The 25,713-nt window shown below is 49.2% G+C and carries 31 protein-coding genes; 25 read left to right on the top strand and 6 right to left on the bottom strand.

All coding sequences use genetic code 11. The features are described 5' to 3' along the window. Positions 1-24: 24 nt before the first annotated feature. From AC4G46_RS19750 to AC4G46_RS19740, 3 genes are all read right to left on the bottom strand, one after another. Positions 25-312, bottom strand: coding sequence for a YxcD family protein (locus tag AC4G46_RS19750; RefSeq protein ID WP_068725581.1), 288 nt, complete (start codon positions 310-312; stop codon positions 25-27). Beyond that, positions 312-755, bottom strand: coding sequence for a hypothetical protein (locus AC4G46_RS19745; protein WP_446676289.1), 444 nt, complete (start codon positions 753-755; stop codon positions 312-314). The genes AC4G46_RS19750 and AC4G46_RS19745 overlap by 1 nt, the downstream gene beginning before the upstream one ends. A 170-nt stretch (positions 756-925) precedes the next feature. Beyond that, positions 926-1,504 (bottom strand): beta-class carbonic anhydrase, encoded by a 579-nt coding sequence (locus AC4G46_RS19740; protein WP_221797882.1) that lies wholly within the window; start codon positions 1,502-1,504, stop codon positions 926-928. 278 nt (positions 1,505-1,782) lie between these two features. On the opposite strand from AC4G46_RS19740, the gene AC4G46_RS19735 reads away from it, so the two are divergent. The 9 genes from AC4G46_RS19735 to AC4G46_RS19695 all read left to right on the top strand — a co-directional run bounded on the left by AC4G46_RS19735 (position 1,783) and on the right by AC4G46_RS19695 (position 8,715). After that, positions 1,783-3,300, top strand: a complete 1,518-nt coding sequence (locus AC4G46_RS19735) for a carboxypeptidase M32 (RefSeq protein WP_491124202.1) — start codon at positions 1,783-1,785, stop codon at positions 3,298-3,300. Between the two features lie 92 nt (positions 3,301-3,392). Then, a complete protein-coding gene (gene trhA / locus AC4G46_RS19730; RefSeq protein ID WP_068725587.1) occupies positions 3,393-4,040 on the top strand; it encodes a PAQR family membrane homeostasis protein TrhA in 648 nt (215 codons plus the stop codon). Positions 4,041-4,188: 148 nt separating this feature from the next. Next, positions 4,189-4,545: a putative DNA-binding protein gene (locus AC4G46_RS19725; RefSeq protein ID WP_039874354.1), complete on the top strand. Its 357-nt coding sequence runs from the start codon at positions 4,189-4,191 to the stop codon at positions 4,543-4,545. A 21-nt stretch (positions 4,546-4,566) separates the two neighbouring features. After that, a complete protein-coding gene (gene ffh, locus AC4G46_RS19720) occupies positions 4,567-5,958 on the top strand; it encodes a signal recognition particle protein (RefSeq protein ID WP_491124201.1) in 1,392 nt (463 codons plus the stop codon). Positions 5,959-6,343: 385 nt separating this feature from the next. After that, positions 6,344-6,616, top strand: coding sequence for a 30S ribosomal protein S16 (gene rpsP / locus AC4G46_RS19715; RefSeq protein WP_068725592.1), 273 nt, complete (start codon positions 6,344-6,346; stop codon positions 6,614-6,616). 22 nt (positions 6,617-6,638) lie between these two features. Then, the gene (locus AC4G46_RS19710) at positions 6,639-6,869 is read left to right on the top strand and encodes a KH domain-containing protein (protein ID WP_019910364.1); all 231 of its coding nucleotides are present in this window, start codon (positions 6,639-6,641) and stop codon (positions 6,867-6,869) included. Positions 6,870-6,958: 89 nt separating this feature from the next. Continuing rightward, on the top strand, positions 6,959-7,483 hold the full coding sequence (rimM, locus tag AC4G46_RS19705) for a ribosome maturation factor RimM (protein WP_491124200.1): 525 nt from the start codon (positions 6,959-6,961) through the stop codon (positions 7,481-7,483). Next, the gene (gene trmD / locus AC4G46_RS19700; RefSeq protein ID WP_491128935.1) at positions 7,483-8,331 is read left to right on the top strand and encodes a tRNA (guanosine(37)-N1)-methyltransferase TrmD; all 849 of its coding nucleotides are present in this window, start codon (positions 7,483-7,485) and stop codon (positions 8,329-8,331) included. The genes rimM and trmD overlap by 1 nt, the downstream gene beginning before the upstream one ends. Positions 8,332-8,586: 255 nt before the next feature. Next, a complete protein-coding gene (locus tag AC4G46_RS19695) occupies positions 8,587-8,715 on the top strand; it encodes a hypothetical protein (RefSeq protein WP_260509852.1) in 129 nt (42 codons plus the stop codon). Positions 8,716-9,181: 466 nt separating this feature from the next. On the opposite strand, the gene AC4G46_RS19690 is transcribed toward AC4G46_RS19695, so the two are convergent. Continuing rightward, positions 9,182-9,370 (bottom strand): hypothetical protein, encoded by a 189-nt coding sequence (locus AC4G46_RS19690; RefSeq protein WP_068725595.1) that lies wholly within the window; start codon positions 9,368-9,370, stop codon positions 9,182-9,184. A gap of 254 nt (positions 9,371-9,624) precedes the next feature. On the opposite strand from AC4G46_RS19690, the gene AC4G46_RS19685 reads away from it, so the two are divergent. Continuing rightward, a complete protein-coding gene (locus AC4G46_RS19685) occupies positions 9,625-9,873 on the top strand; it encodes a hypothetical protein (RefSeq protein ID WP_491124199.1) in 249 nt (82 codons plus the stop codon). A gap of 89 nt (positions 9,874-9,962) precedes the next feature. Here AC4G46_RS19685 and AC4G46_RS19680 read toward each other — a convergent pair whose 3' ends face one another. After that, a complete protein-coding gene (locus tag AC4G46_RS19680; protein ID WP_491124198.1) occupies positions 9,963-10,946 on the bottom strand; it encodes a DUF4097 family beta strand repeat-containing protein in 984 nt (327 codons plus the stop codon). Positions 10,947-11,113: 167 nt separating this feature from the next. Between AC4G46_RS19680 and AC4G46_RS19675 the strand changes: the two genes are divergently transcribed. From AC4G46_RS19675 to AC4G46_RS19610, 14 genes are all read left to right on the top strand, one after another. Beyond that, positions 11,114-11,485, top strand: a complete 372-nt coding sequence (locus AC4G46_RS19675) for a hypothetical protein (protein WP_491124197.1) — start codon at positions 11,114-11,116, stop codon at positions 11,483-11,485. Between the two features lie 148 nt (positions 11,486-11,633). After that, positions 11,634-11,978, top strand: a complete 345-nt coding sequence (rplS, locus tag AC4G46_RS19670; RefSeq protein ID WP_042128973.1) for a 50S ribosomal protein L19 — start codon at positions 11,634-11,636, stop codon at positions 11,976-11,978. A 223-nt stretch (positions 11,979-12,201) separates the two neighbouring features. Continuing rightward, a complete protein-coding gene (lepB, locus tag AC4G46_RS19665) occupies positions 12,202-12,822 on the top strand; it encodes a signal peptidase I (protein WP_491124196.1) in 621 nt (206 codons plus the stop codon). A 34-nt stretch (positions 12,823-12,856) separates the two neighbouring features. Beyond that, the gene (ylqF, locus tag AC4G46_RS19660) at positions 12,857-13,717 is read left to right on the top strand and encodes a ribosome biogenesis GTPase YlqF (protein WP_491124195.1); all 861 of its coding nucleotides are present in this window, start codon (positions 12,857-12,859) and stop codon (positions 13,715-13,717) included. Between the two features lie 191 nt (positions 13,718-13,908). Continuing rightward, the gene (gene rnhB / locus AC4G46_RS19655) at positions 13,909-14,541 is read left to right on the top strand and encodes a ribonuclease HII (protein WP_491128934.1); all 633 of its coding nucleotides are present in this window, start codon (positions 13,909-13,911) and stop codon (positions 14,539-14,541) included. Positions 14,542-14,620: 79 nt separating this feature from the next. Further along, on the top strand, positions 14,621-16,804 hold the full coding sequence (locus tag AC4G46_RS19650; protein ID WP_491124194.1) for a TP0910 N-terminal domain-containing protein: 2,184 nt from the start codon (positions 14,621-14,623) through the stop codon (positions 16,802-16,804). Next, complete coding sequence (locus AC4G46_RS19645; RefSeq protein ID WP_491124193.1) at positions 16,801-17,106, top strand: EscU/YscU/HrcU family type III secretion system export apparatus switch protein; 306 nt, start codon at positions 16,801-16,803, stop codon at positions 17,104-17,106. The genes AC4G46_RS19650 and AC4G46_RS19645 overlap by 4 nt, the downstream gene beginning before the upstream one ends. After that, entirely contained in the window at positions 17,103-17,489 is a 387-nt protein-coding gene (locus AC4G46_RS19640; protein ID WP_491124192.1) for a YraN family protein, read from the top strand. The genes AC4G46_RS19645 and AC4G46_RS19640 overlap by 4 nt, the downstream gene beginning before the upstream one ends. Before the next feature lie 140 nt (positions 17,490-17,629). After that, the gene (locus tag AC4G46_RS19635) at positions 17,630-18,043 is read left to right on the top strand and encodes a hypothetical protein (RefSeq protein ID WP_491124191.1); all 414 of its coding nucleotides are present in this window, start codon (positions 17,630-17,632) and stop codon (positions 18,041-18,043) included. A 139-nt stretch (positions 18,044-18,182) separates the two neighbouring features. Then, complete coding sequence (locus tag AC4G46_RS19630) at positions 18,183-18,692, top strand: phosphoesterase (RefSeq protein ID WP_491124190.1); 510 nt, start codon at positions 18,183-18,185, stop codon at positions 18,690-18,692. Positions 18,693-18,833: 141 nt separating this feature from the next. Then, positions 18,834-20,549: a YifB family Mg chelatase-like AAA ATPase gene (locus AC4G46_RS19625; RefSeq protein WP_491124189.1), complete on the top strand. Its 1,716-nt coding sequence runs from the start codon at positions 18,834-18,836 to the stop codon at positions 20,547-20,549. Positions 20,550-21,586: 1,037 nt separating this feature from the next. Beyond that, the gene (locus AC4G46_RS19620; protein ID WP_491124188.1) at positions 21,587-22,792 is read left to right on the top strand and encodes an RCC1 domain-containing protein; all 1,206 of its coding nucleotides are present in this window, start codon (positions 21,587-21,589) and stop codon (positions 22,790-22,792) included. Positions 22,793-22,830: 38 nt separating this feature from the next. Beyond that, complete coding sequence (locus AC4G46_RS19615; protein WP_491124187.1) at positions 22,831-23,976, top strand: hypothetical protein; 1,146 nt, start codon at positions 22,831-22,833, stop codon at positions 23,974-23,976. A gap of 28 nt (positions 23,977-24,004) precedes the next feature. After that, the gene (locus AC4G46_RS19610; protein ID WP_491124186.1) at positions 24,005-24,499 is read left to right on the top strand and encodes a hypothetical protein; all 495 of its coding nucleotides are present in this window, start codon (positions 24,005-24,007) and stop codon (positions 24,497-24,499) included. Between the two features lie 81 nt (positions 24,500-24,580). Here AC4G46_RS19610 and AC4G46_RS19605 read toward each other — a convergent pair whose 3' ends face one another. Continuing rightward, positions 24,581-25,018: an organic hydroperoxide resistance protein gene (locus AC4G46_RS19605; protein WP_491124185.1), complete on the bottom strand. Its 438-nt coding sequence runs from the start codon at positions 25,016-25,018 to the stop codon at positions 24,581-24,583. A gap of 148 nt (positions 25,019-25,166) precedes the next feature. Here AC4G46_RS19605 and AC4G46_RS19600 point away from each other — a divergent pair, with 148 nt between their 5' ends. Next, positions 25,167-25,631 (top strand): MarR family winged helix-turn-helix transcriptional regulator, encoded by a 465-nt coding sequence (locus AC4G46_RS19600; RefSeq protein WP_491124184.1) that lies wholly within the window; start codon positions 25,167-25,169, stop codon positions 25,629-25,631. The last annotated feature ends 82 nt before the right edge of the window (positions 25,632-25,713 follow it).

Genomic DNA, 25,713 nt, shown 5'->3' with positions numbered 1-25,713 from the left:
GCTGTCTCTTGTATACATTCTGCTTCAGGTATTCACAATTGCGGTAATTTCCTCATCCAGATCCAGCCGTACATCCTCGCGGTAAGCCCGGATACCGTACTCGCTGTGCAGATAGCGGAGAATCGCTTCAATCATGTTGGATTCGACCAGATACTGGCTGCGGCCCTGGATCCAGACCTCTGCGGTATAGCCGGTGTCTTCCTCCCAGCTAAGCTCAACCTGGACCTCCTGAACCCGGACGCCCTTACGCTCAGCCATATGAAGGCAGATGGCGTTAATAATTTCATCCATACTGAGAACAGTTGTTGACATTAGTAGCGGCCGTCTCTTTCTTCAAGTCTGCGTCTTTCTCTTCTGCGGCGGAAGAAGGACATTACAAGCACCACAACAAGATAGATGGCAAGCATATTAACAAGGAAACCTAGGATGTTGCCGAAAGCGCCCATTCCTGCAAACATGCTTCCGAACAGGAATCCGGCCAATCCGCCGATCATCATACCCTTCATCAGTGAGCCGCCGCTGAAAAATCCGCGTTTTGCAGTACCGGCAGTACCCGCAGTTCCGGCTGTAGTACCAGTAGTGCTATCACTTTTTCTAACATTATCAGTAGTTGATTTCTTCGGAGTCGTGGTAAAGCCGCGGCTGCCGGATTTAAAACCTCCTCCGCGTCTCGCATCCGCAAAATCGGGAGCGGTTACAGCAAAGAACAGGGTAAAGGCCATTACAATCATCATTACGCGTTTCATGGATTTCATTTAGTACGAGTACCCTCCTAAGGTTGTCTCAAAATTTTGTGGTTCTGCCCGGTAATACGCAGTATGCCCAAGGAGGTTTCAATTTTAATTAAAAATCTTTTGGATTATTTTTTGGCCGCTATTTGGACAAAAAAAAGTGCGTGGACATCACGTCCACGCCAAAAACATTTTCAGAGAGTTGCCTTGTTCTCCGCATACCCGTCCGAGACAAGCTCAAGCGCTCCGGTAGCCGGATCGATGATCATGCCGTGAATAGGTACGTTTGGGGGGAGTAAGGGATGGCGCTTAATAAGCTCCACAGTCTGAATTACCCCGTCCTTCACATTGTCAAACCCGCGCAGCCATTTGGTCAGCTTGATTCCCGAATTCTCAAGCGTCGACAGGACTTCATCGGATACGCCGCGTTCTTTGATGGAGTTAATCATTTTGTCCGCGTTCAGGGAAGCCATACCGCACTCATAGTGTCCAACTACAATAACCTCTTCAGCATCCAGCTCATACAGAGCGACCATAACGCTTCGCATAACCGAACCGAAGGGCTGGGAGATGACGGCGCCGGCGTTTTTAATGATTTTGACATCACCGTTTTTGAAATTCATCGCTTTCGGCAAAAGCTCTACCAGACGCGTATCCATACAAGTGATGACAAGCATTTTTTTATCCGGAAAGCGGCTGGTCAGATAGGCTTCGTATTCTTTTTCCTCCACAAATTTCTTGTTAAAATTCAAAATCTCCGATACGTGTGTCATGACCATGCTTCCTCCTAATAATAATATTGTGTACTGTAGGCTTTACGTATGTACGTAAGGTCTATTCACGGTTTGGTAATAAATGAACTATTTCAAATTTGAAGCTGAAAGCTCTGAAATGATTATAAGGATAATAAAACACGGACGTCAATAACCTGATGTGATGGCAGCTGCCGGCAGCGCTTCATTTTCGCATGTGACAGGCAAAGTTGCTTATCCCCAGCCAAAAAAGTATCATCAAGAAGAATAAGGAAAACAGAGAAAGCAGGTGGATGGAAATGGAACAGGCAGTTAAAGACAAATGGGAAGCTTTTCAGGAATTATTATCTAAAATCAGCAGCTATAATGAAGCCATCGGACTTCTTCACTGGGATTTGCAGACAGGTGCACCCCGTAAAGGGATAGAGGTCCGCTCCGGAACGATCGGGCTGCTCACGGGTGAGCTGTTCCGGCTGGAGACGTCTGAGGAGATGGGCGAATTTACAGCCTTTTTCGGCACGCCGGAGGTAGCTTCACAGCTGAGCGATGTCCAGAACAAAATCGTCAAGGACTGCCGCAAGGAGTACGAGCGCAGCAAGAGCATTCCGTCCAAAAAATTCGAAGAATATGCCGCGCTGGCTGCCCATTCCCAGAGCATCTGGGAAGAGGCGAAGGCGAATGATAATTTTGCCTCCTTTGAACCGTTTTTAAGCAAAATTGTTGCTTTCAAGCAGGAGTTTATCGACTATTGGGGTGTAAAGGATACCCGGTATGATACGCTCCTCGACATGTATGAGCCGGATCTGACCGTTGCCAAAGTGGACGAGCTGTTCGACCGCCTGCGCAGCCGTCTTGTTCCGCTGGTGGAGGCAATCAGCGCTTCTCCAAATAAGCCGGACACGGAATTTCTGAGCCAAATCTATGCCAAGGAGCAGCAGGAAAAGTTCGGCCTGTTCGTTCTGGAGCAGATGGGCTATGACTTTGATGCAGGACGTCTGGACGAGAGTGTGCATCCGTTCGCTACCGGGCTCAATCCGGGGGATGTGCGCATTACAACCAATTACCTGCTGGATAATGTGACGAGTGCGATTTTCAGCTCACTGCACGAAGGCGGGCATGCCCTCTATGAGCAGAATATCAGCAAGGAACTGGTGGGTACACCGCTGTCCGGCGGAACCTCCATGGGCATCCATGAATCCCAGTCAAGACTGTGGGAGAATATGATCGGCCGCAGCCGAGCCTTCTGGCAGCGTTACTATGGCGATCTGCAGCAGCATTTCCCGGAACAGCTCACAGAGGTTGAAGTGGAGCAGTTCTACCGGGCGATCAACAGTGTAGCTAATTCCTTTATCCGGATTGAAGCGGACGAGCTGACCTATAACCTGCATATTATCATCCGCTATGAGATCGAGAAGCTGATCTTTAATGAAGGGCTGGAAGTCAAGGATCTGCCTAAGACCTGGAATGCCAAATATCAGGAATATCTGGGCATTACTCCGCCTTCAGATGCGCTGGGTGTATTGCAGGATGTTCACTGGTCCGGCGGTGATTTCGGTTATTTTGCCTCCTACTCGCTGGGGAATATGTATGCTGCCCAAATCCTGAATACCCTCCGCAAAGAGCTGCCTGAATTCGACAGTCTGATTGCTGAAGGCAATCTTATTCCGATTAAAGAATGGCTGACGGACAAAATCTACCGCTTCGGCAAGAGCCTGACTCCGGCGCAGATTATTGAACAGGTTACCGGTGAGCCGCTGAATCCCGATTATCTGGCCGATTATCTGGAAGCGAAATATACGGAGCTCTATAAGCTGTAACCGTACTCCGGCCTGTCTGTGCGCAGATAGGCTGGAATGAGCTCCGGGTTAACGGTATAATAGAAGGAAACCGCACACGGAAGGATTTTGTTATGGCTAATACGTATACCTACAGCCGCAGGGAAGAGGTCGCAAATGCCATTACACACGGTATCGGAACGGTACTGAGTGTTGCTGCACTTGTTCTGCTTGTTGTTTTTGCCAGTTTGAAGGGAACGGCCTGGCATGTTGTCAGCTTCTCGATCTACGGGACAACGATGCTGCTGCTGTATCTCAACTCTACACTGGTGCATAGTCTGCGGGAGGGCAAGGCGAAGGACCTGTTTGAATTCTTCGATCATTCCTCCATTTATCTGTTTATCGCCGGCACCTATACGCCGTTCCTGCTCGTCGCGATCCGCGGGCCGCTGGGCTGGAGCCTGTTCGGGATCGTCTGGGGAGTAGCGCTGTTCGGTGTAGCGTTCAAGGCTTTCTTCGTCAAAAAATTCCTGTTCATGTCGACGATCTTCTACATTGCCATGGGCTGGCTGATCGTCATCGCCTGGAACCCGCTGTCTGCGGCTGTTGCCGGCGGCGGTATGGCGCTGCTGATGACTGGCGGTATCCTGTACACGCTGGGCACGATCTTTTATGTATGGAGAGGGTTCCCGTTTCACCATGCAGTCTGGCATGTTTTCGTGCTGGCCGGCAGTGTGACACACTTCTTCGCCGTACTGATTTATCTGCTGCCAATCCGTTAAAGAGCCGGAAAATAACAGGGAGATCCTGCATTTTGCATACAAAAAAAGATGACAAGCAAAAAAGCTTGACATCTTTCTTTGTTTTCGGTATCATAAGGGACGTTGTGAAGCTGTAAAGTGTTTTTCCTTGACGAAGGGAGTGCCCTTAATGAGTCAGGAGAATAGGCTCGAGAAGACGAACCGGATCAACCTGTTATTCGCATTCTATGAACGGCTGCTTACTGATAAACAGCAAACGTTTCTGAAATATTATTTCCACGATGATTTCTCCCTGGGAGAGATTGCTGCGGAATTTGAGATCAGCCGCCAGGCCGTGTATGAGCATATCAAGCGTGCCGAGCAGGTGCTGGAGAATTATGAAGAGAAGCTTGGCCTGCTGGCCAAGCATGACGACCGCAACCGGTATTTAGAAGAACTGCGCAGACTGCCTGATAATGGGATGCTGCCTGAGCAATATAAACAGCGGTTCACGGAGCTTGTGGATCGTTTGCAGAGGTTAGAGTAGCATGAAGGGAGCAAGCCGCATATGGCATTTGAAGGTTTAACCGGAAGATTGCAGAATGTGTTCAGCAAGCTGCGCGGCAAAGGGAAGGTATCCGAAGATGACGTAAACGAAGCCATGCGCGAAGTACGTCTGGCGCTTCTGGAAGCCGATGTTAACTTCAAAGTAGTCAAGGACTTCGTGTCCAAGGTGAAGGAGAAGTCCGTTGGCAAGGAAGTAATGGACAGCTTTACTCCCGGCATGGTAATCATCGACATCGTTAACAAGGAACTGACCGAACTGATGGGCGGAAGCCAGTCTAAGCTGGCCAAGGCTAACAAGCCGCCGACCGTGATTATGATGGCGGGTCTGCAGGGGGCCGGTAAGACGACCACCTCAGGCAAGCTGGCCAAGCTCCTGCAGAAGGGCAATCACCGCCCGCTGCTCGTAGCAGGCGATATTTACCGCCCGGCAGCGATCAAGCAGCTGCAGATTCTGGGTGAGCAGATTAAAGTTCCGGTATTCGCACTCGGTGACCAGGTCAGTCCGGTAGAGATTGCCAGACAGGCTATCCAGCATGCGAAGGATAATAATCTGGATTATGTCATCATCGATACCGCAGGCCGCCTGCATATTGATGAAGCGCTGATGGATGAGCTGAAGCAGATCCACAGTACTGTGAATCCTGATGAAGTACTGCTCGTAGTCGATGCTATGACTGGTCAGGATGCCGTAAACGTAGCTGAGAGCTTCAACAAGCAGCTTGAGCTTACCGGCGTTGTGCTGACCAAGCTTGACGGCGACACCCGTGGTGGTGCCGCGCTGTCCGTCAAGGCTGTAACCGGCTGCCCGATCAAGTTCGCCGCTCTCGGCGAGAAGATCGACGCGCTGGAGCCGTTCCATCCGGAGCGTATGGCGTCACGTATCCTGGGTATGGGCGATATGCTCTCCCTGATCGAGAAGGCTCAGGCCAACATCGACACCGAGAAAGCGAAGGAAATGGAACGTAAGATGCGCAATGCGGAATTTACGTTCGATGACTTCCTGGAACAGATGGACCAGGTCAAGAAGCTTGGCCCGATCGACCAGATTCTCGACATGCTGCCTGGCATGAACAAGGCCAAGGGCATGAAGGACCTGAAGGTAGACGACAAGCAGATGGGCCGCGTCGAGGCGATTGTTCATTCCATGACCAAAGCCGAGAAAGCCCAGCCTGAGATCATCAACCACAACCGCCGCAAGCGGATTGCCGCCGGCAGCGGAACGAACGTGGCCGAGGTCAACCGCCTCATCAAGCAGTTCGATGAAATGCGCAAGATGATGAAGCAGTTCTCCGGCATGATGGGCGGAATGAGCGGCAAGGGCGGCAAGAAAAACGCCATGAAGCAGCTCAAGAGTCTTGGCGGCAAAGCCGGGATGAAGTTCCCTTTCCGTTGATCTGAAGTTTTTGATCTTAATCTTTTGTGCTTGATCTTACCAGATCAGACATAGTACAACATCAGATGATCAAGACGTTTTTCGCTCTTAATCTTTTGATCTTAATCTTTTGACCTTAATCTTTTAAGCAGTAGTTTGTGTTAAACCCGTCGCCCGGTAACGCCGTAGTCAAGCGGGTCCCGTCAGGGACGAAAAGCGATGCCCGCTCCATCATCCCAAGATTCCGCCAGTCTGAACGCCCACGCCAGTTGCACTTAAGCGGGTGTCCAGAGGGCAAGGCCCTTGGGGCCCTCCCTTGGAAGGGAGGGTTTGGGAGGGATCGAAAAAGATGTTTATCACTAAACTCTTCCCATATTTTTGATATTCTTTTAAGGAGGTGAATTTCGTGGCAGTACGTATTCGTTTGAAGAGAATGGGTGCACATAAAGCGCCTTTCTACCGTGTAGTGGTTTCCGATTCCCGGTCCCCTCGTGACGGTCGTTTCATCGAGGAAATCGGTTACTATAACCCGGTTGAACAACCGGCAGTAGTTAAGATCGATGAGGAAAAAGCTCTTAAATGGCTTCAGACAGGTGCACAAGCATCTGATACCGTTCGCAACCTGCTTTCCAAAGCTGGTGTGCTGAAGAAGTTCCATGAGCTGAAGCAACAGAAATAATGACTGATTGCGAGGGTCCTCTATGGAAGAATTAGTTGGAGTAATTGCTAAGGCTTTAGTGGATCATCCGGAAGATGTAACGGTGCGGACTGTGGAGAAGGATCACCTGATTGTATATGAGCTCTCCGTACATCCTGATGATGTCGGCAAGGTCATCGGCAAGCAGGGCAGGATCGCCAAAGCGCTCCGCACAGTCGTTACATCAGCAGCAGTCAAGAGCGATAAACGCGTAACCGTGGATATTTTATCATAACTGATACGCACAAGGAGGGGCTAGGGATAGTATATCCCGGCTCCTTTTTGTTCAAATATAGAGAAGTGACCTTTAAAGGAGTGGATAGAATGGCAGAAGAATTAACCGTAGGCAGGCTGGTTAACACACACGGCATCCGCGGAGAGATCAAAATTTTGTCGCATACCGACTTTCCGGAAGTGCGGTTTGCCCCTGGCTCAAAAATGCTGGTTATTCCGGCGGACGGCAGCCCGAAATTCGAGGTTATTGTGGAATCGGCCAGAGAACACAAGGGCATGTATATTGCCAAGCTCAAGGGCTACACCAACATCAATCAGATCGAGAAGTATAAAGGAAGTCTGCTGAAGGTTCCCGGCGATGATCTGGTCGAGCTTCCGGAGAATGAATATTACTTCCATCAGATCGTCGGCTGCGAGGTCTATACCGATCAGGATGCGGATAAGCTGCTGGGGACGATTACAGATATTCTGCAGCCCGGCGCGAACGATGTCTGGGTAGTGAAGCCTGCCAAGGGGCAGGATATCCTGATTCCGGTTATTAATGATGTGGTGCTGGATGTGGATATTGCCGCCAAGAAGATTACTGTGCATCTGATGGAAGGGCTGCTGCCATGATGCGGATTGATGTGCTGACGCTTTTCCCGGAAATGTGTGAGGGCGTATTCAGCACAAGCATTCTGGGCAAGGCACGCGACAAAGGCATCGTTTCCCTGAATGCGATCAATTTCCGTGACTTCTCGGGCAACAAGCATAATACGGTGGATGATACGCCATACGGCGGAGGCGGAGGGATGGTGCTGAAGCCGGACCCCATCTTTGCAGCGGTTGAGCATGTGGTGGGTATTCCTCCGGTTACAGCAGACTCTGTACGGGCCCAAGAAGCTGGCGCTACATCAGAGGCAATTCAGACTGTCGAAGAACTGGCTGAGGCGGCTGCGGTTACTTCTGCGCCGGTTAAGCCGCGGATTATTCTCATGTGCCCGCAAGGGAAGACGTACAACCAGCAAATCGCCGAGGAGCTGGCCAAGGAGCAGCATCTGATCTTTATCTGCGGCCATTACGAGGGCTATGATGAACGGATCAGAGAACATCTGGTTACTGATGAGCTGTCCATCGGGGATTATGTGCTGACAGGGGGAGAATTACCTGCGCTGACGGTTATTGACTCTGTGGTACGGCTGCAGCCGGGAGCGCTCGGCAATGAGACCTCGGCTATAACGGATTCGTTCAGCACCGGGCTGCTGGAGTATCCGCATTATACACGCCCTGCCGAATTCCGCGGCTGGAAGGTGCCGGATATGCTGCTGAGCGGCCATCATGCCAATATTGAGCTGTGGCGGCGGGAGCAGGCTCTGCAGCGCACGCTGGAGCGCAGACCCGATCTGCTGGAGACGGCTGAGCTTACGGCGAAGGACAAGAAGACGCTGGAGGTACTGAGGCAGCAGCGGCAAGGAAAGGCTTGAGCATATTTTTGTAAAAGTAGTCATTTTTAACGTCTGTTTAACGTATATTACGTTGAGGAGGCGTTTTTTGTTATGTCCAGACGGGTATATAAATCTCAGCGGATCAGATGCAGACCTGCGAGAGCAGACACAGAAGCTTCACAATGAAATGCGAGCAAATGTGCGTTATCATCCTTATTTTAGGGTAATGAATAGAGGTGCCGCAGTACACCACTCTTACAGAAGCAGTTTAACTATCGAAAGGAATGAACACTAGTGACTACGAATACGCATGAACCACTCAAGCCTGACGTGGACACTGTCCACAAGGAAGCGGAGCCGCTCCGCACCGTTAACGATATTATTGAGTTTTACACAAACCGTAAATCGAAATTCTCCATTTGAATAACCTGGTGACAGGTTGAATAAGGCAGGACGGGGTTTATCAAAAAAACTTTAAAGACGTACCCGGCGGGTGCAGCTTTAAAGTTTTTTTGTTCTGATTGTAGGGATTACCACGAAAAACATAAAAAAGACCGTCCGAAGACGGTCTCTCTACCCGAGGCGCTTTGTAAAACTGTGATCCGTATCCCGCGCCACCAAGGCTAAGCTGATCAGCCGTTGGTCCGGGTAAGGGATACGTTCAGCATATCATGATAGATGTGAACGCACCTCCTTTCCTTGTGACAAGAGTATAGCACAGCCCAATCCGAAAATCTATAAAATTTAAACAATAATTTCAAATAATATTTTTGCAGAAAAAGAAAATTTTTCTTAAATGAAAACCCTTTCCGGAGTATACACAGAAAAACCGCTTCTGCAGGGTGCTGAGTCCTGCGAAAGCGGTTTTTGGTGTTGTGAAAATGTCCGGCTACTCTATCGTATGCCGGCTGCGTCTCAGCTGAACAATGCCGGTAACCAGCGAATAGGTCCCTACAGCCAGCAGGGCAACAATTGCCCAGGTGTAATTGCGCACGCTATAAGTGAGGGACGCGAACATGATGAAGATGGCGATCCGGAGGACCCCTTCATTCATAAATTTTCTGCTTGCTGTGCTCATGATTTCTGCCTCCTCAAAGTCGTTATAATAGTAGATGTACAAGTCCGTAAGCGTTTTACTATTTGTAATCATTATAAACCTTTTCTGCAGAAAAGGACACACTTTGTTCACAAGTTCTTTATTTCACAATAAATTCACTTTGTAGTGCGATTTTCAAAAAAAAGATGCCTTCTACCGTATACCTGTACCCCTGCCGTTGCCGCAATATCACGTCCCTCATAAAATACAGCAAACGAAGGAGGAGGGATACTCTGGTGGAAGCTTATTACAACTGTCTGCACTGCAAAAACAAAAGAGTGCGTATCTTGACAACAGACGGAAAGAAGCATGAAGGAATTATCGTCGATGTTGACCAGAACAATGTGTATCTGAAAACAAAGGGTAACGGGCGGATGAAAACATCGGCTTTTTATCCTGGCGGCTTTTACGGCGGATATTACGGCTATGGCAGCGAGATTTTGACCCTGAGCCTGTTCACACTGCTGGCTATTGCACTGATCTGACATCAAAAAAGCGGACTTCCCGGTATATCCGGGATAGTCCGCTTTTTTAATACATAACGGCTGAATGTATAGGTTACCGATTATACTGGCTACTGCTGAACAGAGATGGCTCCGATCTCCGTAGAGAGTGCGAGCAGGGGGCCGCCTCCGTTGTAATCCTGCCTGCCGTCCGTTACTCCGTTAATGGCTCCAAGCTCGCTGTCAGCTTTAACCGTGCAGTTCAAACCGCCGGCGAGACTGGCTTTGATGGCACCGATTGTGCTGCTGGCTTTAAGGCTGCTGCCGCTGTCCATTCCCTCAAGGTCCAGTACAATGCTTCCCGTTTCGGATTGCACTTTGGATTTGCCGGTAATTACCGCATCCTTAAGGGTAATCGTACCGACATCACTGGTGATATCAAAGCCGCCTTCAAGTCCGGTTGCTTCTATGGAACCAACGTTATTGGCAATATCATAGGCGGTGACCGTTTCAGGAACCTCAATTACATAATTGATGCTGAAATCGGAGTGGCCGTACTCTTTTTGTGCCCATGTCCAGAGGCTCTTGTCAGGATTGTCTTTGGAATGAGCGGAGACGGTCAGCCTGCCGCTTTTATTTTCGATTGAAACCTCGGCGTTGTCCAGAATTTTGCGGTCTGTGTCACGGGTAAGCGGATTATGCGCGATGAGGGTTGCAGATACAGTCAGGGTGTCGCCCTTTCCGGGGATCAGCTCAATCCTGCCCACAGCATTGTCCAGCTGAAGTCTGGTAGACCCGCCGACTGTAAGCGAGGTGGTAAGCTCCTGCCTCAGGCTGTTCTCATTAATCTGTTCTGCTGCTTCTGCTGCCGTTTCCTTAACAGCGTCATGCACATCGTCTGCCGCCTCGGCAATCTCCCTGCCAAGATCCTCTGCAGCCACGCCGGCGTCCAGACTCAGTGATTCAAGAAAACCTGCGCTGTTGCTGCCGGATAAGCTCTCTTCGAGCTGCTGGTCAGCAGCTTCCTTGCCCGGAAGCTCACGGCAGCCGGCAAGCAGAACAAGCGAGAATACGGTAACGGCAGCGATAATAGCTGTGTTATGTTTTTTTCTCAATGGTAACCCTCCTAGTGTAATCTCTGATTTGCTTATGTATAGTCATAAGTATATATTATGGTAAATAATTGAAGAACGGGCCGCAGACGGGTTGCTCACTGGACTAAAGTCGGGGGCAGCCAGACCAACTGTAATTCGAACTTTTTTTATGGTAAAATAGCTAAAAGATGAACTGTCAAGTGCAGCGGAGCCAGCCGGCAGGAAGATTGCCAACCACGCAGTCAGTAAAGGTTAAGGGAGCGGATGAGCAAATGGGATATGCAGCGGTTTTTGTGGTATTGCTTGTTATTGTTGCTGTTTCTTTCAGATCCCGGAGCCGCAGCAGCAAGCCGGAGAGCCCGAAGCAGGGCGTTCCCAGCAATGTTATATCCATGGACAGACACCGCAAAGCCAAACAGAGTGCTGCCATACAGCCCTGTTCCTCATGCAGGAAAAAGAACGGAAAGCTGATTTTTTATGCCCAGGATGACGGAAGTGTGGTCGGACTATGCAAAGACTGCAAGGTGAAAGCGAAGAAGCGGGATATGATGCCGCTATAACCTGAAAATTCACTATTGCACAAGCCTATCTTTTATGATAATATTATTTCTGTTGTGTGGAATACGGTGGTCCGCTGCGGATAATGAGGGAGAGCCTGGGTCTCTCCGGAAGAGGCATGAACACCTGTACGGAAGGAGGAAGTCCTAAATGAATATCCTACAAGCTATTACACAAGAGCAACTTCGTAAAGATATCCCTAGTTTTCGTCCAGGTGATACTTTGAAGGTGCACGTAAAAGTTATCGAAGGAACTCGTGAACGGATCCAGTTGTTCGAAGGCGTTGTAATCAAACGTCGCGGCGGTGGAATCAGTGAGACTTTTACAGTTCGTAAAATCTCTTACGGTGTTGGTGTGGAAAGAACTTTCCCAATCAACTCGCCTAAGATCGAGAAAATTGAAGTGGCTCGTCGTGGTAAAGTTCGCCGTGCGAAACTGTACTATCTGCGTGAACTTCGCGGTAAAGCTGCAAGAATTAAAGAAATCCGTCGCTAGAATCAGCGGCAAAGAAAGGGGCTTGATTTCAAGCCCTTTTCTTTATTCTTGCAGGCATCTCCGGCCCTTGTATACAAAGCCAGACTTGAACATAAATGCCTTAGGATCAGCTTCTTCCGAAAAGGCCTCCTGAAGGAGTATTCGTGGAGGCGTTTTTGGCAGAAGTTTTTTTGTTGTATATTGGAGGTATGGTGAGAGTAGCATAAAGAGAGGACGGTGAACTATGCAGCAGGATTTACAGCAGGGACAAGGAGAAACGGTGGACCCGGGCGGGCAGCCACCCCAGAAGCAAAAAAATGAAGTGCTGGAATGGATCAAGGCGATAGCGATTGCACTGGTTCTGGTGGTTCTGATAAGATGGCTGTTGTTCAAGCCGTTTATTGTGGACGGGCCTTCGATGCAGCCGAATTTCCATACAGGTGAGCGGGTCATTGTGAATGAAATTTTATACGACATCCGTTCTCCGCAGCGCGGTGAGGTTATTGTGTTCCATGTGCCTTCCGAAGGCAGAGATTTTATTAAACGCGTTATTGCGGTAGCCGGAGATACGGTAAAGGTTGAAGGGGATGTTGTTACTGTTAACGGCGAACCTGTGGACGAAACGTATATTCAGGAGGCCATTGACGCCAGACATGCCAATAACGCCCTTTATAATAACAAGGACTTCCCGAATGAAGATGTTCCGGACGGTACTGTACCTGAGGGTCATGTGTTTGTAATGGGAGATAACCGTTCAGACAGTACAGACAGCCGGATGATCGGCTACGTGCCGCTTGGCGATATTGTCGGCCGTGCAGATCTGATATTCTGGCCGGTTCAGGATATTTCGATTATTAACCACTAAATGATGCTGACAAAAGTCAGAGGAGGTGACGGCTATGGCCATTCAATGGTTTCCCGGTCATATGACGAAGGCAAGACGGCAAATTGAAGATAAGCTGAAGCTGATTGATGTTGCGATAGAGCTGCTCGATTCCCGTCTGCCGCTTTCCAGCCGCAATCCGATGATTGACGATATTTTGCGGGATAAGCCAAGGCTGATTATTCTTAACAAAAGCGATCTGGCTGATCCTGAAGCGACACGCAAATGGCTGGCGCATTTCCGGGCAGAGGGTCATGTTGCCCATCCGGTGGATGCTTCCACAGGAACCGGCATAAAGGAAATTCCCGAACAGGTCAAGCTGCTGCTCAAGGAGAAGATTGACCGGCAGATTGCCAAGGGCATGAACCCGCGGGCGAACCGTGCGCTTATCGTCGGTATTCCGAATGTCGGCAAATCCACATTGATCAACAAGATGGCTGGGCGCAATATTGCCCTTACCGGTGACCGTCCCGGTGTAACCAAAGGCCAGCAGTGGATCAAGACGGACGGCACACTGGAGCTGCTTGATACACCAGGAATTCTGTGGCCCAAGTTTGAGGACCAGGAAGTGGGTTACCGTCTTGCGATCACCGGAGCGATTAAGGAAGAGGTTCTTAACGTTGAGGACATTGCTTACTACGCGGTAAAATATCTGATCAAGGATTACGGTTCACGCTTCCAGGAACGCTTCGGTATTGAGAAGCTTCCTGAGGATCTGGACAATCCGGATGAAATTGTGGCCGTTATGGAAGCGGTCGGACGCAAGCGCGGCTGTCTGATCAGCGGAGGCCGTGTCGATCTGGAGAAGGCTTCCCGGACACTGCTGCACGAGCTGCGTGCCGGCAAGCTGGGGACGTTCACGCTGGAAACACCATAACAGGCAGGATATTAAAGTGATGAGAGCCATCCAATTCATTGGGTGGCTTTTTTATGTTTGGACGTGTGTTAAGGGGATAAGGGAGTCCTGGATTTTTTTATAAGCAGAAAGATGGATGACCCCGGAAGTCCTCTTGTGATAAGCTGGCATGTAGAGTAGGGTCTTATAAATGGTTATGGCGGTGGGACATGATGAGTAATACAGATATTGATATGCTGAGTTTTGAAAAAGCGGGCTGGGAACAGTCATACCGCAGAATTGCCGGAGTGGACGAAGTAGGCAGAGGCTGTCTGTTTGGGGATGTGGTGGCAGCGGCGGTAATTTTGCCGGAGGGCCTGATTATAGACGGGGTTGACGATTCGAAAAAGCTGACAGCGAAGAAGCGGGATGCGCTGTACGAGATCATAATGGAGCAGGCGCTGGCTGTCTGTGTCGGTCATGTGGAGTCTGCAGTAATTGATGAGATTAACATTAAGCAGGCCTCCCGCCTGGCGATGAAAAAAGCGGTTGAGGGACTTGGTGAAGCTGCCGATTATCTGCTGGTTGATGCGGAAAAGGTGGATTTGCCGCTGCCGCAGCAGGCGATCATTAAAGGAGATGCTAACAGCCAGTCCATCGCTGCAGCCTCGATCGTCGCCAAAGTGACCCGGGACCGGCTGTGTGAAGGCCTGTGGGAGGAATTGTATCCGGACTACGGCATTAAAATACATAAAGGCTATGCGACTAAGCTGCACCGGGAGCAGATTCTGTCACTGGGACCCACCCCGATGCACCGGCGCAGCTTTATCGGAAAAATTCTGGCTGAGCAGCAGACCTTATTTTGAGGCGGCAACCTTTTATAAAATGGACGTTAAATGCCGATAAAGTTAAATATCAGAATATGAAGAGAGGAGGGAGTGCGGCATGAATATCGGGTCATTATTCCGCGGCCTGCTGGGTGACAGCAGGCCCGGAGAGGCCAAGTCACTGGAGCTGAAGGAAGGTCAGGTTGTCCGGGGGGTAGTGCTGAGTGTTTCGGAATCAGGCAAGGAAGCGGTGGTGCAGATTCAGGGAACCCCTGTCCGTGCGGAGCTGGAAACACCGCTGGCACCGGGGCAGTCGATGACCCTTCAGGTCGAACCTCCGGGAGAAGGCGGGCTGCCGGTGCTGAAGCCGCTGTCGCCGGGTGATGCTGCGCTGGTTTCTCCGCAAAGTATGGGGGAAGCGCTGGAATCACTGGGACTCAAAGATGCGAAAGCTGGTAAAGAGATTGTAATAGCAATGCAGTCCGGAGGACTGCCGCTGACCAAAGAGACTGCAGCCAAACTGGATGCGATTATGAACGCCAAGCCTCAGGGAGTACCGGCTTCGGAGTGGCTGGAGGCGGCTGTGCTCTCGGTGAAGCGCGGGCTGCCGGTAACCGCTGAGAGTGTGAAGGGCCTCCAGCAGGCGGTCTTTGGGCCGAAGCTGCATGAGCTGCTGTCCAGGCTTGAGACGGAGCTTGGTGTATGGGCACAGCAGTCAGGGGAAGCGGAGAGCGGAAAAGCTGGCGGTCCGGCTTTGAATAAGGGGGCGGGCGTACCGGCAGCGGATCATACTGCCGCAACTGTGGCAGCTGGCAACGCGGCTGCAGAGCCGGAAGAAGCTGCCGGCACTGCCAGGACCCCAGCTTCGCCAGCCGGTGCTGAGAGCGGCTCCCGCACGGTACCGGCGGGCACGCAGGCGCCGGGTGCCGGAGCTGCTGATCATGCTGCGCGTGCAGCGGCCGGTTCAGCCGGAGAAATGGCAGTGGAGGATAACACCGGGGAAATAGCAGCGGCGAACAAAGCCGGACAAATGGCAGCGGAGAACGAAGCCGGAGAGCCGGCAGCTGCTAAAGGAGTGCCCGGCAAGGAACTGCCGGCTACAGGAACTACAGTGGCCGGGACCCCGGCTGCAGGAACGCAGGGTAGTCCGGCAGCCCGGGCCGGAGCAGAGGCTGCTGGTGCAGCCGTTAACCCGCAGTCTGCGGATGCCGGTGAAGCTGCCGGGGCAACTGGCGTGCCAGTCAAATCCGGGGCGACGGAAACAGCGGGATTTCCGGGCGCCGCTGCCAAGGCCGGGAACATAGCGCCTGCTTTCACCGCGGAGCCGCAGGCAGTTGCCGGTGAGGAGCCGGCGGACGCAGCTGCTAAAGGCGGCACGGCTATGAAGAGTGCCGACGGCCAGCCGGCACCTGCCGGTGCGGCCGGGGGCGCCCTGCTCGCGAAGCTGCAGGGCGTGCTTACCGAGCTGCGCGGCACGCTGCCGCAGCTCACGGACCAGGCTGGCGCTGCCGCCCAGCCTGAAAAGGGCGCCCCGCCTGCTGCGCCGGCGGGGCAAGAACCAGCCCGCGCGGCCGGCACGACGCGCGGGGACAGCCCGGCTGCTGCGCAGCAGCCGGGCCAGGCACCCGCCCCTGCCCAAGACACGGAGTCTTGGGTGGGGCGGGTGCTGAAGCTGCTCGGTGCGGAGCACGAGCAGCAGGCTGTGCGCGGCGGCGCTGCGGCCGCGCAGGCGGCGTCCGGCGGCGGGGCGGAGGCCGCCGATACGCTGAAGGGCGTGCTGCTGCAGGTGATGGGCAGCAGCGATGCCCCGCCCGCGGTCAAGGATGCCGCGGGCCAGATCGTGGCGCAGCTGACCGGACAGCAGCTGCTGCTGAACACCGACCGTACGGCGCCGTTCGCGCAGGTCACATTGTTCCTGCCGCTGCACGGACCTGATGGCGAAGAGACGGCTTCGGTGCATATTCAGTCGCGGCGCGGCCGCAAGGGTGAGCTGGATGCGGCGAACTGCCGCCTCTGGTTTGATCTGGATATGAAGCAGCTGGGCCAGACCCTGGTGGATGTTCAGGTGGTCGACCGGATCGTCAGCCTCAAGCTGCACAATAACGATCCGTGGGTGCTTGAACTGCTGGAGGGGCGGCGGGAGGAAATGGCTCTTGCCGCGGAGTCGATCGGGTACCAGCTGTCGAGCCTGCGGACCGAGCCGATTCCGGAAATGAAGGCGGCGTCCGGATCAGCCGCAGTGGCAGCCAAACTGGCCGAATTTACCCCGGATTCCTATAAAGGAGTCGATTACCGGATATGAGTGAGCAGGAGAAGCAGGAAGTATCGCAGCGGATGAAAAAGGCGGTCGCCCTGAAATATACCCCCGGCCAGAGTGAGGCCCCGGTGGTAGTGGCCAAAGGTCAGGGGGCGGTTGCCGATATGATTCTGCAGAAGGCCAAAGAGAACGGGGTGGCTGTACAGGAGGATGCTGCCCTGGTTGAGGTTCTCTCCAAACTGGATCTGGATCAGCAGATTCCGCCGGAGCTCTACAATCTGGTGGCGGAAATTTTGAGCTTTGTCTATCAGAGTGACAGATTGGCCGGGAAGCAGAAGATGCAATGAGAGAATCTAATGCTGGCGGAGCCTATAACCGGAAGATCAAGGGGGCAGCGGCTGAAGCGGCAGCAGCACTGTATCTGGCTTCGAGAGGTTACATTATAGTGGAAGCCAACTGGCGCTGCCGCAGCGGGGAGCTGGATCTGGTTGCGGAATATCAGGGTATTCTGGTATTCATCGAGGTGCGCAGCCGCAGCGGAAGTCCGCTCCCCGGAACGCCGGAGGAGTCGGTCGATGCCCGCAAAGTCCGGCAGGTGCGCAGCACGGCAGAGGTATATCTGCATATGAAGGGCGAGCAGGAGCGTGCCGTTTCATTTGATGTCATCAGTGTACAGCTGAACCCGGATTTAAGCGTCGCCGCGCTCCGTCATATCCGTGAAGCTTTTTGATGAATGATCTGTTCGGCCTGTCTTTGGTGAGCTGTTATAAACGCTATCCTTGGCAGGACTGCACGCTTTGGGTCATTTCTCCTGGGAAATGGGTAAACATTATTGTGACTTTTAATGCTACCATGAGGAGGCGGTTCCCCGTGAATAACCAACCGGTTAATATACAGGTAAGCTTTGCTTGCCAATATTGTGATCACAAGATTGAAGTGGATATGGGAGCCCGGCCTTCAGCCGTTATCTGCTGCAGTAATTGCAGTAAAAGCTTTACGATTATGCGCCCGGCTATCGCCGAGGAAATATTGATAGACTGGGAGAATGAGGCGCTGATTCAGAAGATCAGGGCTGAAAAAAGTCAGAGCAGCCACAGCAGCCTGATGAATCTGGTTATCCGGGTGATTGAGCTGCTAACCTGGCGCGACAGGGGCAATGGTCAGGTCGAAGCCATCAAGGAAATGCGTAAATGGCTGGTGGAGCATGAGGAAATCCCTTCTTTGGCAGAACTGATTCATCTGGATGTCAATCAGCGCTCCGGTAAACGGGAATGGCCGAAATGACGGCTACTCAAGCTAAAGTGAATGCCGGTTGAACTTAAGGATTGCCGGGAGCCTAGCGGTACCTTTGTAAAAGGGCTGCCGCACAGCCGGCCGGATTCTTAAGTTCTATTTTTATATTACATATCGGGAGGAAATCCATATGCCGGATGTCTTTTTCACATCGGACCATCATTTCGGACATAAGCTGATTATTGATTTTGAGTCCCGGCCTTTCGCAAATGTGCAGGCGATGGATGAGGCCTTGATTGCAAACTGGAATGCCGCAGTCGGACCTGAGGATACCGTTTTTCATCTGGGGGATTTCTCCTTCCTCGGCCTTGAGGCGACCAGTAGCATTATCAGCCGTCTGAACGGGTACAAAATACTCATTCTCGGCAACCATGACCGCGGGCGCGGCCGGAGCTGGTGGCTGGAGGCGGGTTTTGATGAGGTCAGTGAATACCCGCTGGTGTATAAGGACTTTTTCTTCCTTTCCCATGAGCCCATGTATATGAACAAGCATATGCCTTACGTAAATGTGCATGGTCATATCCACGGCCAGAAATATGAAGGGAACAATCATTTCAATATTTGCGTTGAGCATACCGGATATAAGCCTTTGTCGTTCGCTGCAATCAGGGATGCGGTTACGGTCAGTGAGGAAGGATAACAGATTTCAAAAAGCTTGATAAAAGCTCGGCTGTCTCTGTATACTAGGGATAGACAGACTGCGGAAAATGAGGAAGCACCTTTTTTCTTGGATGAATGACGCCCGTTGGGGCGTATTTCAGGGGAAGAGGTGTTTTTTATTATGTACGGAAAAATGCATAGTGCCTGCCTGTACGGTATTGAAGGCGTGATGATTGGAGTGGAAGTAGATCTGGCCAATGGCTTGCCCCAGACCAGCATAATCGGGCTGCCGGATTCAGCGATCCGCGAAGCGGTGGAAAGAGTGCGCGCAGCGGTCAGAAATTGCGGCTACCGCTATCCCCAGCAGCGGGTTACCGTTAATCTGGCTCCGGCGGATCTGCGCAAGGAAGGCTCGGCCTTTGATCTGGCCATTGCGCTGGGCATTCTGACGACCAGCGGTCAGCTGATAATGCCGGCAGCTGAAGAGATGCTGCTGATCGGCGAGCTGGCGCTGGACGGGAGCCTCCGGCCAGTGACCGGTGTACTGCCGATGGTGGAGGCGGCCCGGCGGTCGGGCTTCGGTAAGGTGCTGTTGCCGCGCGGGAATGAGGCAGAGGCAGCGCTGATCAGCGGCATGGCTGTCTATGCAGCCGGTCATCTGCGAGAGCTGCCGCATCCTGCTGATGCCGGAACGGGAGCTGCTGGCCATCCAGTTGCGGTACCAGATAAGCAGCCGCAAATTACTGGAGCTTCTGCAGGACATCCGGACAATGAACCGCTGCTCCCGTTCCCGGTTACTGTAATGGACAGCCAGGGCGATTCCGGCCGTAATCCCCAGCCTGTCATAGCACTTAATCTTGAACATTTGCGGTATCACCCGCAGTATAGTGTTTACAGCTTATCAGGTACAGCTGATGAGATGCTGAGGGAGGATTATGGTGATGTGCTCGGCCAGAGCCATGTAAAGCGGGCATTGACGATAGCTGCTGCCGGGATGCACAATATTATCCTGGCAGGTCCGCCCGGTACAGGCAAGACTATGATGATCAAGCGGCTGCCCGGCATTCTGCCGGAGCTGAATGACAGTGAATCGCTGGAGGTCACCAAAATATTCAGTGCGGCCGGCAAGCTGACGGATACCCGCAGCGGGCTTTTGCGCAGCAGGCCATTCCGTGCCCCGCATCACACCATTTCAGCGGCAGGGCTGATTGGCGGGGGAAGCATACCCAAGCCGGGAGAGGTGAGCCTGGCCCACCGGGGCGTGCTTTTTCTGGATGAGCTGCCTGAGTTCTCGCGGAATGTACTGGAGGTGCTGCGGCAGCCGCTGGAGGATAGCGTGGTTACGATCAGCCGCGCCCGTGCTGCTTTTACCTTTCCGGCCAGGTTTTTGCTCGCCTGTTCCATGAATCCGTGCAGCTGCGGATACTTAGGGAGTACAGGTACGCAGCAGCGGTGTAGCTGCAGTCCGGCAAAAATTGCCCAGTACCGGGCTAAAATCTCCGGCCCGCTGCTAGACCGGATTGATATGCAGGTGGATGTTCCCCGGCCGTCGGACTGGAACGGGCAGGGCCCGGCCTTATCTTCAGCAGAAATGCGCAAAGATGTACTGAGAGCCCAGCAGATTCAGGCAGAGCGTTACAGCAACCTGCCGATTTCCTGGAACAGCGAGCTATCCGGGGCAGCACTGCGCCGCTATGCGGCACTGAATAAAGAGAGCGGCCTGCTGCTGCACGGGATCCTGGAGAGTCTCGGCCTCAGCATGCGGGCGCATGACCGGATTATTAAGCTCGCAAGAACCATCGCCGATCTGGAAGGGGCGGCCGCGATTAGCTCTGCCCATCTGGCAGAAGCTGTACAGTACCGCAATCTGGACAGGCAGTTAAATGTGGAAGACTAAAATCTGTTTGCTTCTAAACAAGAATAAAATGAAAATATTAGTTTTTCAAAAGACGTCCGTCTGTATGAACTGTACGTCTTATTAAACGGTAGTTAAATCCACAACCTACTAATTAAGAGACGGACTATAGTCTCTTAATTAGTAGGTTGCCTGTTAATTCTTTATTATTTACTAACATGAAGCTTAATCTATTAAACTTTAAAATGATTCTATTTAACACATCGCTTTGGGCAACGTTCATAGTCCTTCAATCAGATTTGAATTCGGATTGAATGGCTTTAGAAAGCTCAGTAGCAGCTGTTAGTGTCTACACAAAGACGGCCGTAACTCTCTAGCGTAATAAATTTAGGTATTTCTAAAAATCAAGGTGAGTTTTAAACTCGTTAAGCAGGTACAGAACTACTTAGTACTTTCTTTTTTCAAACGATGGCGGTTATCGAAGTTTACTATAGAGAATAATGTCAGTAAATCGAGACTGATTTTCAAACAAAACATGATTGGAATTTTAGCTGTTTTCCTTGAACTGAGTATAGGTATCCTCTTTGAGATAATTCAGGCTCTCTTCGTTGGAAATTCGCAAATGTGTAATAGTTTTAGCGATGAAAGAGATCTTCAGTATTAGCAATGCACTATTTTTACATGTACTCTTAGCGACATTTGGTGGATTTCAAACCCAATGGCGGGTGTGCAGTGCTCTGCATTACAGATACTTTTTAACCCACTCCACCTGCTGTAGAACATTAGAAGAATTACTTGCAGTATAAATAACCTGAAAATCGTAGTAGCTTGCTGCGGTTTTATACCTTTTATGGGAAGGGGGAGTACACTAAGTGAATTATTAATCGGTTCTAATGGTATTTTATTATATTCTGTTCTGTATTCTTAAAAAATATGTGATATTTAGGGGAATATATGATGGTTTAAAATAAATAAAATGTAAATCTATGGTTGACAAATATTTGTAATATGCTTATTATATTCATGGTCCATGTATATATAATTATTATATGGAAAAAAATTGAATTGGAGTGTATATAATGAAAAAAGGTTTTGGCATGAGAACTACTAAAGTGGGTAAAGGGATTTTGTTGACGGTCGTAGCTTTTGCAATTTCTACTGGGGCTTTTCCTGCTAGAACGGATGCAGCTATAGAGCAAAGATATGATTACTTATTGTCTGGAAGCTTCTATAATAATTATGTGATTTTAGAGAATGGTTCTGCATTCTATTCATCGGGGTCCAATTCAAATGGTTTATTAGGAGCAGGTTTAAGTATGAATAGTTCAAAGGTTCCAGTCGAAGGTGTTGGTACTGATTTTGTAATGGTGCGTGCTGGTTATTCTCATACAGTTCTATTAAATAGTGACGGGACAGTCTGGTCATTCGGGTTTTCAAGCCATGGAGAATTAGGAACTGGAAGTAAAAATGACAAAGAAACTGAACCTTATCTTAATCCTTTTATTAGCGACGTGAAAGAGATCGGTGCAGGAGGTTATTTTACATTAGCACTAAAAAATGATGGTACTGTTTGGGCTTATGGAAAAAATGACTTCGGTCAATTAGGTAATGGCACAACTGTTGATTCTTTGCTGCCTGTTAAAGTTGGTGGTTTGAGTAATATTGTGAGAATTGATGCAGGTGAAGATAGTGGAGGTGCCTTGGATAAAAATGGAAATTTATGGGTTTGGGGACATGGAATCTCTGGACTGTTAGGACAAGGAGATACTACAAATAAGCTTACTCCGGTTCTTTACCCGGTAAACAAAGTGAAAGATTTCTCAATTGGTGAAGATGGAATTAACGTATTATCTGAAGATGGGTTTGTTTACACATCAGGATTAAATACGTATGGGGAGTTAGGAATAGGTAAAACTCCTAAAACGAAACAACTGACACCTGCAATAGTTGAAGTATATGATGTAATTCAAGTTTCAAGAGGAGACTCACATAGTTTGGTTCTGAAGAAGGATGGCACAGTTTGGGGGTGGGGTTCAAACGGCTCTGGGCCAGTAGGAAATGGTACAACTGACAATGTAATGTACCCTGTTCAAGTTAGAGATAACTACGCGCAACCATTAAAAGATATTTTGGCGGTTAATGCAGCTGGGCGTAGTTCTACTGCGTTCGATTCCAATGGAGTAGTTTACTCTTGGGGAAGAAATATTAATGGTCAGTTAGGTATCGATAATAATACTGATCAAAAATTAGCAAATGAATCGTTGTTTCCAAATGTTATAAATTAATATTTTAATTATTTATATGTAGAAAGGAGTTTATATGAATGAAAATTAGAATGTATACTATAATTATAACTATTTTGTCGATTTTTTTGTATAGTGGAAATACAATAAGTGCTACTGAAGTTCCATCAGAAGTTTTTGCTTACAAAAATATTCTTGAAGATGTTAGTGTGGAGAGCCTGAATTATCACGAAGACGTTAAAGAATACTTGATTAGTCGGGGTTACCAACAATTTTTAGATGAAATTTTAAATACCAATTCAATTGATTTAGAACAGCCCGATGTGCAAAAATTGATTGAAAACTTTGAATTAAATAATTCTGAATTAAGTGTAGATGTTTTAGAGGATGATCCTGAGGAATTAGAAGAACCTAGTTTACCTGATGAAGAGATAGATATTACTGACGAGGAACGAGAAAATCTTATCGAGAAGTATCAATTAGATATTCCGGAAATTGAAAATGCAGTTTATGATCAAAGTTTTTTAGTAGAACGAGACTACATGACAAAAGTAGTGAGTAATGTGTGGGTATTATCTTACATACCTTCTAAAACATCATTCGTAGTTAGTGTTGTAAATTTAGGTAATGATCCTATTGATCGGATTACAGGAACTATAAAAAAATATAATAAAAGCAAAGATGCATGGAAAGTGGTGAATCCTTCAAAAAATTTTTCGAAGGTTTCTGTTAATACAGGTATAGTAAATACATGGATGACGAGCAGAACAGCAGTATCGGACTATTTTGAGTATAAGATAACAGTGCAAGAAGACGGATCAACTTGGAATTATAATAATTCTGGCGAATTTAATTTACAAAGGTATTATTTTCACGGAGGGTTTTTTAATAAAATGAGTGCTCTCGGAGGGGAACGACATCATTTTGTTTCCAACGATGCCTTGAAAAGAGCTTCGTTCAATGCTAATGCTGCACCTGCTATTAGAATGTTGTATAGAGATCACCTAAATACACCTTCTTGGGGAACAAAATTGGAATCAAATGCTTATAGAGATAAAGAGTTTGATCTTTTGATGTCCAAAGATTATGTTGAGTTATTACAAATGGAAGTAGATGGGCTCAAGAAAGCAAAGGATTCAGAAGGGAAATATAAAAATTTGCAAATTAAGTATATTAATGAAGTTGTAGAGGTTTTATATTTATCTGAAAAATTTTTCGGTATCTAAATAATACAAATATGAAGGTGATTATGGAATGGATACCTTTGTGATTGAACCTCTTATTGGTATTGGTGATATTAAATTGGGAATGTCTAATCGGGAAGTAGGAAAATGCTTGGAAGCATACAGAAAGAAATATGCTTCTATGCATTTGGATGACGAATATTTTGACTATGCTTTTAGGATTCAATACAATACTTTAGGATTAGTAAACTTGATTGAGGTCCCGTGGCATGTCAAAGATAATTTTAAATGTTTGTTTAGAGGAGTAGATGTTTTTAATACAAAAGCTTTAAATCTTATAGAGATAATAAAAAAAGATTGTCCTTCTCTTGATTATGATACTGATAAAGCTAAAACTGGAATTTATGTGTTTCCAGAAGTATCTTTGACTTTTTGGAGATCTTCAGTATTTGATGAGCAAGATATAAATGAAAATTGGTTTAAAGAACTTTCAAAAGCTGATCAGGAAGAAGAACTGAGATTACTGTATTTTGAATCTGTAAGTGTATGTAATTATTCTATTTAAATGAGAAGTAAAAATCCTAAAGCTTATTGACATCATTGTCAGGGCTTTAGGATTTTTTTGCATCTATAATTGTTAAATCAATTAAATATGATTTAGCACATTGATCTCAACTGCAATGTTGCCGCGTGTAGCGCGGGAATAAGGGCAGGCGCCATGGGCGGCTTCTACCAGCTTCTCCGCTGTTTCGTGGTCAACGCCCTTTACCAGCACATCCAGCTTAACGGCAATCCCGAAGCCCCCGTCTTCGACTTTACCGAAGCTTACGGTTGCAGTAACTTCACTGCTTTCAATTTTCACTTTGCCGAGCCGTGCCACCATGTTCAGCGCACTGTCAAAGCAGGCAGAATATCCGGCTGCAAACAGCTGTTCAGGGTTGGTGCCTTCGCCGCCGGCTCCGCCCATTTCGCGGGGGGTGCTGATGGTCAGGTTCAGCTTGGGACTTTCCGATTCAATATATCCGTTTCTTCCGCCGACTGCTTTTACAGTAGTTTCATACATTTTTTGCTGGATAGTCATCATTATAAATCGCTCCCGTTCATTTTGTTGAATGTATTGTACACAATTTAATTTAACACAAAAAAATAATAGTCAATATATTTTTTGCTATTAACATGATATTGCAGATGAATTGTGATAAAATAACGTCATAAAGGCAGGTGAAGAAGAAATGCAAGAACCAACAACTACCCCTGAACTGATGCTTGATAATCAGCTGTGCTTTACGATCTACGCGTGTTCGCGTGAATTTACGAAGCTGTACCAGCCTCATCTGGACAAAATCGGACTAACATATTCGCAGTACCTGGTTATGATTGTGCTGTGGGAGAAGCAGCAGTGCACGGTCAAGGAGCTTGGCGAGGCCTTGTTCCTGGATTCCGGGACGCTGACTCCGCTGCTGAAGCGGCTGCAGGCCGCGGGCCTGATTCTTCGCGAACGCTCCCTGCAGGATGAACGCAAGGTGCTTATCTCGCTGACCGGGAAGGGCTGGGATCTGAAAAATGAAGCCGTCTGCATACCAGCGAAGATGGCGGAAGGCGCAATGCTCTCGGCAGAGGAATTTGTCCATCTGCTGGGCCAGTTCAAGGACCTGCTCGGCCGGATCCACGAAGCCAATAATAACGCAACTAAATAGAAGAACAAGCCTGTGTCAATGCAACCGTTCGCATTCCGGCATGAAATCAAGCGAAAATATATGTATAAATAGTGAAAGTTTT

It is taken from the genome of Paenibacillus sp. fava2 (genome assembly GCF_058313675.1).
Note: the sequence above shows the minus strand (reverse complement) of the source record. Positions and strands in the feature narration are given on the sequence as shown.

Bases quoted from the DNA above. Each gene is read 5' to 3' on its own strand.
- AC4G46_RS19645 (WP_491124193.1), top strand. From the start codon at position 16,801: ATGAGTGAGCAGGAGAAGCAGGAAGTATCGCAGCGGATGAAAAAGGCG.
- AC4G46_RS19750 (WP_068725581.1), bottom strand. From the start codon at position 312: ATGTCAACAACTGTTCTCAGTATGGATGAAATTATTAACGCCATCTGC.
- AC4G46_RS19610 (WP_491124186.1), top strand. From the start codon at position 24,005: ATGGATACCTTTGTGATTGAACCTCTTATTGGTATTGGTGATATTAAA.
- AC4G46_RS19620 (WP_491124188.1), top strand. From the start codon at position 21,587: ATGAAAAAAGGTTTTGGCATGAGAACTACTAAAGTGGGTAAAGGGATT.
- rnhB (WP_491128934.1), top strand. From the start codon at position 13,909: ATGAGTAATACAGATATTGATATGCTGAGTTTTGAAAAAGCGGGCTGG.
- AC4G46_RS19640 (WP_491124192.1), top strand. From the start codon at position 17,103: ATGAGAGAATCTAATGCTGGCGGAGCCTATAACCGGAAGATCAAGGGG.
- lepB (WP_491124196.1), top strand. From the start codon at position 12,202: ATGCAGCAGGATTTACAGCAGGGACAAGGAGAAACGGTGGACCCGGGC.
- AC4G46_RS19740 (WP_221797882.1), bottom strand. From the start codon at position 1,504: ATGACACACGTATCGGAGATTTTGAATTTTAACAAGAAATTTGTGGAG.
- ylqF (WP_491124195.1), top strand. From the start codon at position 12,857: ATGGCCATTCAATGGTTTCCCGGTCATATGACGAAGGCAAGACGGCAA.
- AC4G46_RS19745 (WP_446676289.1), bottom strand. From the start codon at position 755: ATGAAATCCATGAAACGCGTAATGATGATTGTAATGGCCTTTACCCTG.
- rimM (WP_491124200.1), top strand. From the start codon at position 6,959: ATGGCAGAAGAATTAACCGTAGGCAGGCTGGTTAACACACACGGCATC.
- AC4G46_RS19725 (WP_039874354.1), top strand. From the start codon at position 4,189: ATGAGTCAGGAGAATAGGCTCGAGAAGACGAACCGGATCAACCTGTTA.
- trhA (WP_068725587.1), top strand. From the start codon at position 3,393: ATGGCTAATACGTATACCTACAGCCGCAGGGAAGAGGTCGCAAATGCC.
- rplS (WP_042128973.1), top strand. From the start codon at position 11,634: ATGAATATCCTACAAGCTATTACACAAGAGCAACTTCGTAAAGATATC.
- AC4G46_RS19650 (WP_491124194.1), top strand. From the start codon at position 14,621: ATGAATATCGGGTCATTATTCCGCGGCCTGCTGGGTGACAGCAGGCCC.
- AC4G46_RS19710 (WP_019910364.1), top strand. From the start codon at position 6,639: ATGGAAGAATTAGTTGGAGTAATTGCTAAGGCTTTAGTGGATCATCCG.
- AC4G46_RS19605 (WP_491124185.1), bottom strand. From the start codon at position 25,018: ATGATGACTATCCAGCAAAAAATGTATGAAACTACTGTAAAAGCAGTC.
- AC4G46_RS19690 (WP_068725595.1), bottom strand. From the start codon at position 9,370: ATGAGCACAGCAAGCAGAAAATTTATGAATGAAGGGGTCCTCCGGATC.
- AC4G46_RS19615 (WP_491124187.1), top strand. From the start codon at position 22,831: ATGAAAATTAGAATGTATACTATAATTATAACTATTTTGTCGATTTTT.
- AC4G46_RS19735 (WP_491124202.1), top strand. From the start codon at position 1,783: ATGGAACAGGCAGTTAAAGACAAATGGGAAGCTTTTCAGGAATTATTA.
- AC4G46_RS19630 (WP_491124190.1), top strand. From the start codon at position 18,183: ATGCCGGATGTCTTTTTCACATCGGACCATCATTTCGGACATAAGCTG.
- ffh (WP_491124201.1), top strand. From the start codon at position 4,567: ATGGCATTTGAAGGTTTAACCGGAAGATTGCAGAATGTGTTCAGCAAG.
- AC4G46_RS19625 (WP_491124189.1), top strand. From the start codon at position 18,834: ATGTACGGAAAAATGCATAGTGCCTGCCTGTACGGTATTGAAGGCGTG.
- AC4G46_RS19600 (WP_491124184.1), top strand. From the start codon at position 25,167: ATGCAAGAACCAACAACTACCCCTGAACTGATGCTTGATAATCAGCTG.
- AC4G46_RS19675 (WP_491124197.1), top strand. From the start codon at position 11,114: ATGAACTGTCAAGTGCAGCGGAGCCAGCCGGCAGGAAGATTGCCAACC.
- trmD (WP_491128935.1), top strand. From the start codon at position 7,483: ATGCGGATTGATGTGCTGACGCTTTTCCCGGAAATGTGTGAGGGCGTA.